This window comes from Kocuria sp. CPCC 205231 (assembly GCF_040980965.1).
Lineage (GTDB): Bacteria > Actinomycetota > Actinomycetes > Actinomycetales > Micrococcaceae > Kocuria > Kocuria rosea.
The window spans coordinates 1-7278 of the sequence record NZ_JAVKPP010000036.1 but is presented as its reverse complement, the minus strand read 5'-3'; the positions used below and the strand labels follow the sequence as shown (position 1 = coordinate 7278).

6 protein-coding genes and 1 pseudogene are annotated in these 7278 nt (G+C 68.7%); all 7 read right to left on the bottom strand.

Translation table 11 applies throughout. The annotated features are described in order from the left end of the window. Nucleotides 1-474, bottom strand: a pseudogene (locus RF640_RS18530) (conjugal transfer protein); the annotation flags it as partial. After that, a complete protein-coding gene (locus RF640_RS18525) occupies nucleotides 471-2225 on the bottom strand; it encodes an ATP/GTP-binding protein (RefSeq protein WP_368828626.1) in 1755 nt (584 codons plus the stop codon). The pseudogene RF640_RS18530 and the gene RF640_RS18525, both read right to left, overlap by 4 nt. Then, nucleotides 2225-3742: an SCO6880 family protein gene (locus tag RF640_RS18520; RefSeq protein WP_368828625.1), complete on the bottom strand. Its 1518-nt coding sequence runs from the start codon at nucleotides 3740-3742 to the stop codon at nucleotides 2225-2227. Before RF640_RS18520 ends, RF640_RS18525 begins: the two co-directional genes overlap by 1 nt. Beyond that, nucleotides 3723-5498 carry a type IV secretion system protein gene (locus tag RF640_RS18515; RefSeq protein ID WP_368828624.1) on the bottom strand — a complete coding sequence of 592 codons (1776 nt, stop codon included), beginning with the start codon at nucleotides 5496-5498 and terminating at the stop codon, nucleotides 3723-3725. The genes RF640_RS18520 and RF640_RS18515 overlap by 20 nt, the downstream gene beginning before the upstream one ends. Nucleotides 5499-5559: 61 nt before the next feature. Next, complete coding sequence (locus RF640_RS18510) at nucleotides 5560-6309, bottom strand: hypothetical protein (protein WP_368828623.1); 750 nt, start codon at nucleotides 6307-6309, stop codon at nucleotides 5560-5562. A gap of 46 nt (nucleotides 6310-6355) precedes the next feature. Next, nucleotides 6356-6655, bottom strand: coding sequence for a hypothetical protein (locus tag RF640_RS18505; protein ID WP_017832684.1), 300 nt, complete (start codon nucleotides 6653-6655; stop codon nucleotides 6356-6358). Next, the coding region (locus tag RF640_RS18500; RefSeq protein WP_368828622.1) for a DUF6668 family protein at nucleotides 6652-7278 on the bottom strand (627 nt) is incomplete at its 5' end. The genes RF640_RS18505 and RF640_RS18500, both read right to left, overlap by 4 nt.

The window sequence follows — 7278 nt, the reverse complement described above, 5'->3', positions numbered from 1 at the left end:
GAGGGTGTCCTCCCAGGAGGCGTACAACGTATGTCCGCCGCGGACCATCGTCCCGAGCATCACCCCCGGGGCCTCGACGCCGAAGCGATCCGCTTTGGCCTTCGCCTGCTTCTCGGTGAAGGGGGCGACGTCGCGCACCGACGCCATGCGCGGCGCGGCACGGTCGTGCTTGACGACCTTCTTCGCCTTCTGGTGGCGCTTGAAGCCCCACAGCACGAACAGAGCCGCCGCCACCAGCCCGAGGGCGGCCGCCAGGACGATCTCGGTGGTGCGCCACGAAAGGTCTCCGGTGATCACACCCAGGGACCGTTCCCAGTACCCGGTGGGCAACGGATCCGCACGGGGAGTGAGGGCGTGCCCGAGAGTGGCGAGGACGTAGAGGATGGCCGGGACGCCGACGAGGGCGAAGAGCAGGGTGAGCAGCAGGGCGACTTCCCCGCCGCCGGCTTTGTACTTGCGGTCCAGGGAGCTCATCGTTCGCCCCTCTCCTGAGCAGCGCGGAACTTGGCCTCGTGCCACTTCTTCTCGGTGTCGTGGACCTGGGACCGGCGCTCGGTGGGGGTGAACTCCATCGAGAACGGGATCCCGGCCCTGGCGCCGACCTTGATGAAGAACTTCCCCTGACCCGGCGGCGGGGAGGTGGTGCGGTCGTCGAAGTACCATTCCCGGTTCTCGGGGTCTTCCAGCCAGGCCCGCAGCTCGGCCTCGTTGATGGCCGATGCGTCGGTGGGGGTGTACACGTCGTCGTTGGTGTACTGGATCTCCTCGTCCCCGCGGCGGTTCCAGGCCGGCGGGTCCTGCCAGGCAGCGAGCTGTTCCTGCTCGCGCATCGACAGCGGCACGGACTCGGTGAGCAGCGGCATCTCGGATTTGGCCAGCCCGCCGAGGATCTTGATCCCGCAGCGGTCCATGATGCCCTTGGCCTTCGCGCGGTCCTCCTCACCGCGGACGGCCATCAGGTCAGACGGGGTGTGGGAGGCCATGATCTGCCCGACCCCCATCTCCCGGTTCAGACGGGTCAGCGCGTTGACCTGATCCACGATGCCGGGCCCGGCCGCCAGGGTGTTCCACAGCTCATCGAGGATGAGCAGGAACCGCTGCCGCTCAATCACCCCGTCATCGGCCAGCATGTTGGAGGTCCGCACCGTTCCGGTGCCAATCGACCAGCACGCCAACAGCGTGGCCGCCCGCAGATCGGACTCGGACTGGGAGATCCGCGACAGGTCGAAGACCATCGGCCTCGAGGCGTCGATCTTGTTGGTGGAGGGGCGAGCGAACATCTGCCCGAACGCCCCGGTCCCACACAAGGAGTTCAGCGAGGACTCCAGGCCCTCGGTGATGGCCTCGTAACGCTCATCGTTGCCGCGATCCAGGGAGACCTCGCGCACCTCGACCGGCTTGTCCTTGAGCACCTGGCGCAAATCCGCCATGACCGGGACCGTGCCGGATACGGTGTGGCGGGCTTCCAGGACAGTGAGGCACCGATCCAGGATCTGATCCTCGCGCTCGTCCAGCGGCTTCTTGCGCAGAATCGCGATCAGCGACCGGATCAGGTCGAACCGCCGGGTGTGCAGATCGGCCAGCAGCTCCTCCGCCTTGGCAGGAGATAGCAGCTTGGCCGCCGCCACGGCGCCGGCGTCATCGAGCGGGTTGATGTGCCCGACCCCGCGGCCCAGCGGCAGCACGGCCCCGCCGAGGGCTTCGATCATGGCGACGTGTTCGCCCTTGATGTCTCCCAGGACCATCGGCCACACCCCGAAGGCGGCCAACCCGATGGCCATCCGCCGCAGCAGGGAAGACTTGCCCAGCCCCGGGTTGGCCATGATGAAGGCCGAGGGGTTGGCGATCACCCGCAGCTTCTGGAACCAGGAGATCGGGTCACAGCACACCGGCTCCCCCGACAGCAGGTTCCGCCCCAACGGCACCCCTTCCAACGGGGAGCCCCCGCCCATGGGGAAGGGGAAGAGCCCGCACACCTGATAGTTGGTGCCGCGCATCTCCCGGATCGGATGCAGCAGCTGCGCCTCGCCCAGACCCCGGCCCTTGTGGCCCCGCGGGCCCGGACGACCCCACGGCTTGGCGGTGACCGAGGTGCTGCCGGTGCGCTGGGGCTTGGCGAACACCTTGCCCAGCTTCGTGCGGGTCAACGCTCGGTCCAGGACGGTGGTTGAGGCGTTGCCCCGGGAAGCCGGGAGGATGATCTGGTTGCGTTTCGTGGTGGCCATCAGAGGGCGTTCCTCACGGTCGAGGGCAGGGCCAGGTGGTCGGGGATGACGATGCCCAAGGGGAGGCCGGCGGCGAAGGTGGAGTCCTGGGCGCCGTAGGCTTCCTCCAGGCGGATCCTCGCCGAGGTCCCGAGGTTCTCGATGATGGCCTCGGCCTCATCGAGCTCGCCCTTGGAACGCACCGTGGCGGTGACCACGAGCCCGAAGTTCAGCAGCCCGGCACCGTCGGCCTCCTCAGCCGCGGTGGCCTGGGCGGCGCGGGTCTCCCGGGTGTCCCGGGCCGTCGCCCGGTTGCGGGAGGAGGCGTTGAAGGTGGCGGTGTTGATGTCGTTCTCCACCATCTGCGCCGCCCTGGCGGGGTCGATGGGGCGGTAGAGCAGGGTGACGCGCTTGCGCACCAGCTCCGGGTTCGGGGCGATCAACCCCTGGAGCACGTTGGCCTGGACGGTCGAGCGCGGGGGCACGGACATCGCCCAGGACTTCGACCAGGAGTTGTTGTGGTGGTAGCAGTTCCAGAAGGTATCAGCGGCCTGGGGGCCGACCTCACTCCAGTTCAGTTCCGGGGCCTTGCCCTGGGAGTGGGCCCGGTCGAAGAGCACCGCCTCGGCCGGGTCGTAGGCCACCCGGATGACCTCGCACAGCTGCTGCGCGGTGAGCGGGGCGGCCACCCCGGCCCCGGTGTCGTTGAGGGAGAGGGTGAGGTTGGGCAGACGGGCGGCCAGGTCATCGGCGACCTCGGCGGCGTTGCGGATGCGCCCGCCGGCCCGCACGGTCGCCTTGAAGGTCACCGCGATGTAGGCCCGGGTGACGGTGGCCCCGGTGGGCAGCATCTGCACGGTCTCGTTGATGACGTCGCGGGCGAACTGCGGGGCGTCGGGGCTCATGCGGGCTTCGATCTTCCGGGCCAGCCGGTACCCGGAGTCCGGGGCGGTCTCGATCGTCACCGAGGCGGCGGTCAGCCCGGGTTCGTCGGTGAGCATGCCCAGCCAGTGCGACCAGCGGTCCACCCACCGATTGATGTGCTCCTGATCGACCATGCCCCCACCGTCGGGCTCGGAGGAGAAGACCACGGTGTAGTGGTGCTTCTGCGGGACCTCGACCAAGGCGAAGGGGCGGCCGTAGCCGTCGATGTGCTCGGTGATCGTGGAGCGCGCCGAGACCCCGGGCAGCTTCGTGGTGCCTGAAGGCACCCGGGACACGGGGCCGGCCCGGTAGACGTTGGCGCCGGAGTAGACGGCGTTGGCCCACCCGGCGCGCCGGACGATGCGCTCGATCAGGGTGCGTCCGTGCTTGTTCTTCTGCATCGACAGGGCGATCAGGGTCAGAATCACCGCTTCGAAGCCCAGGGCCACCAGCCACAGGTTGAGCATCATCAGCAGGATCCCGCCGACCACACCCCCGATCAGCAGCACGGTCCCGGCGGTGGAGAGCCCGGCCAGGCCCTTGGAGGTCGGGGTGCGGAAATTGCCGTACACCCGCGGCCGGTTCTCGCTCGTCTTAGCTTCGGTCTGCGCCATCAGGGCGGCCCTCGTTTCCGGTCTCGTTGGCGATCTGTGCCTTGAACGCACGTGCCTGTTGCTGGGCGGCCTTCGCCGCCTGTCTTGGGCCGGTGGGTCCCGTGGGGCGGGCCCCGGAGCGTGCCGGTGCTGCACCAGCACCGGACCCCGGTGTGGGACGAGCTCCTGTGAGAGGCGTTGCCCCTGCCGTACCGGTGCCGGGGGTCGGCTGCGCTCCGGCCCCGGCAGAGGACTTCTGCGCACCGGCCTGGCCGGGGGTACCCGTCGAGGATGCGCCTGCCGCACCGGTGCCGCCGGCACCGGACCCGGTGCTGGAGGCGCCAGCCTTCGCGCTGGACTCGGTGGCCTGGGAGACGGCTTCCCCGGTCTTCTGTACGGCGTTGGCGGCCGCCATGCCCGCCGCCACAGGAGCAGCTGCTGCCCCCGCCGCCGCAGCACCAGCGGAGCCCGCCGTGCCAGTGGCACTGGCCCCAGCGGTGCCGCTGGCCCCACCGGCAGGCGAGGCCGGACCAGCAGGCGCGGAACCCGAACTGCCCTTCGAGGGCGGCGTGGAGGAGGAATCAGAGCCGAACCCGCGTCCCGAGCGAGCCAGGTGGGTCGCACCTTGCGGGATCGCGGCGCCCATCGCCGCGATCCCCAGCGCCCCGCCGCTGCTACCACCGGAGGAGGACATCGAGCCCAGCACGGGGCTGAGGAAGCCGATGAGCACGGGCAGGGCGAACACGGAGGCGACGATCATCATCAGCCCGGCGGCGAACTGGACCAGCCCGCTGCCGGAGTCCTCCCACACCCCGGTGGTGGACATCTTGATCGCCAACCCATAGATCAACGCCGCGGCGGGCTTGTAGAAGGCGAAGGCCAGGGTCCAGGCGATGACCTTCTGGAAGAAGTTCTTCCCCGTCTCGGTGTTCAGGAACGCCGCCGACAGGGGCAGGATCCCGGCCATCAAGAACAGCATCCCGGTGCGCAGCACCATCAGCATCAACTGGATGAGGTTCACGATGATCGCCACGACCCCGCCGACGATGATCAGGATGACGTTGCCGCCCAACCACACCGGATCCGCCGCACCGGCGCTGGTGGCGTTGTCCAGGGCCAACAGCTGGAGCACATCGGTCTGGAAGTCCTCCCCGATGGCGGAGTCGATGATCTGCACGGCCAGGGCGTCGGTACCGGCCACCAGGACGTTGAGGATGGTGACCCCGGAGGCGGTCACCACGGCCAGGGTGAGCAGATTCTTGAGCAGGTCCCGGGCCGGTTCAGCCCGCTGCGTCCAGGCCATTTGAGCCCCGGCGATCATCACGCTCAGCGCGGCCACGGCCAGGGTGAGGTAAAAAGTCTGGTCCTGGATGAAGCCCACCGACCCGGACAGGTTCCCCGCCCGGGCGGGGACGAGGAAGCCGATCAGGCTGGTGGCCCCACCGATCAGCGCCGCACCGGAGGCCAACACGGTGGCCGTGTTGACCAGCCCGGCCCCATCACCCCGGCGGGCGTTGGTGGCCAACACGATGCCCAGGAACAGCACCCCGAACACGCACACACCCAGCCCGATCCAGCTCGCGTAGCTCAGCAGCAGATCGACCTGATCATTGAACTCCCCCCGGACCGGAGTCTGAGCGCCGGCCCCGTTCTCGCTGATGAGGCTGGCGCTACCGATTCGAGTCCACATCGACCCCAGGGAGGCGATCGTGTCGACCACGGCAGCGGTCACACCGTCGGCGATCTGATCCAGGGCGTCACCGGCTGCTCCGGTCAAGGCCTCACTGATCGTTTCCTTGCCTTTGCAGATCCCATCGAGGAATCCGCACTCCTCCTGGTCAGCCATTGCCCGGCCCCCACTCGACGTAGCCGGAGAGGTCCGAGACCCTCCCCGACACGGGGCCTCCTGTGCCGTCATCTTGAAGGGCGAAATGCCAGTCGCCGTTATGCCAGACCATGTCGGTGGCTGTCGTGGTGTAGACCTGCTCGGTGCCGTCATCGGCGGCCAGGACCACCTCGACGGTGGCCTTGTCCTCGGCATAGGACAGAAGCCGGAAGCCAGCCACTTCCATCGGGACTGTCGTCGTATCGTTCGCACTCACTCGTTGCTGTGCTTGGCCGATGGCGATGTCCTTGCCAGGGCCCTCCATGACTCGCGCCTTGATCGTGTCGAGAAGAACCTGTGGATCATTGCCGGAAATCAGCATGTTGGTAGAGGCGAGCAACGCCCCTGCCGGCGTGTGCGAGAAGCAGGAACGGACGCCGGTGGACTCATCCACGGTGCCAGGCCCGTGCTCCTCCGAGGACGGTGCGTAGATCGCCCCGAGAGCGGTCCATTCGACGTCCTCGGGCGCTTTCGTGAGCGTGGTGCCTCCGGAGGCGTCCAGCCCGCACACCGACTCCTCGCCCGAGACCGGTTCGGCGGTCGTGGCCGGTGCCGGGGCGGCCTGGGTGGGCTCTTCACCGTCGGGCCACAGCCACAGAACTACCCCCAGCACGATCAGCAGCGCGACGAGGACGGCTGAGATGAGGAAGCGGGGTGCCTTCCACCAGGTGCTGTTGTCGTCGGTCTCGATCTGATCTGTCACCTGCTGCTCCTCTGATGCGGGGGGATGGTCTTGCGGAGGCCAGAGGTCATGCCCCGGAGATGAAGGAGAGGATCGAGGCGCCGCCGGAAATCAGCGCTACGGCCAACACGATCTTGATGATCCCGGAGACCTCTTCGGTGGTCTCACCGCGGCGGGCGTCGAAAGCCATCTTTCCGCCGACCACCAGCAGCCCCAGCACAGCGATGCCCAGGGCGATCCACTTGCCGACACCGACCATGCGGTTCCAGGTGTCACCGATCCCGGGAGGGGCCAGCGGGTCGGAGTCGGGCAGGGCGGCCGGCAGCGCCAGCACGGTGTCCTGTGCAGCCAGTACGAGGTCGATCATTGGGGGGTCCTCTCGCAGTTGAGTTCATCGACTGCCTCACCGAGGGCGGTGAGGACTTTTCTCGACTCCCGGGCCATGGACGCCCAGTCCACGGTTCCGGTGAGCCGGAGCTCTTCGATCCAGGGCACCACCCAGGTGGAGGGCACACCGCCGGAGACCACCCGGGTCGCTGCGACCAAGGACTTCGGGGTGCGGCCCGGGGCATCAGCCACCAGGACCAGGCCTTGGAGGTCGACATCGGGGTGGGCCCCGGCCGCCCAGTCGCGGGCGGCGAGCCGGGCAGCGTCGAGGCCCCGCTTGTTCTGCCGGGCCACCAGGAACACCGTCGCCGGGGCGTGCTGGGTTCCCTCGTCAGGACGCAGGGGCCAGCGGTGGTGGCAGGCCACGCCGCCGAGCAGGTCGGCCAGGACGGACTCCCCGGCCCCACCGTGGACACCGAGCCAGAACACGTCGTGGGTGGTGGTGAGAAACCGCCCCAGCCGCCCCTCGTCCTCGGTGAGCCCGGTGACGCCTCGCTGGGGTCCCGAGGCGCCGCGGAAGACCGTCACGGTTTCCTCGGGGACGTCTTCGAAGATCGGGCGGGTCTGCTCCTGGGTGGAGGGCGATACCAACTCAGCCCAACG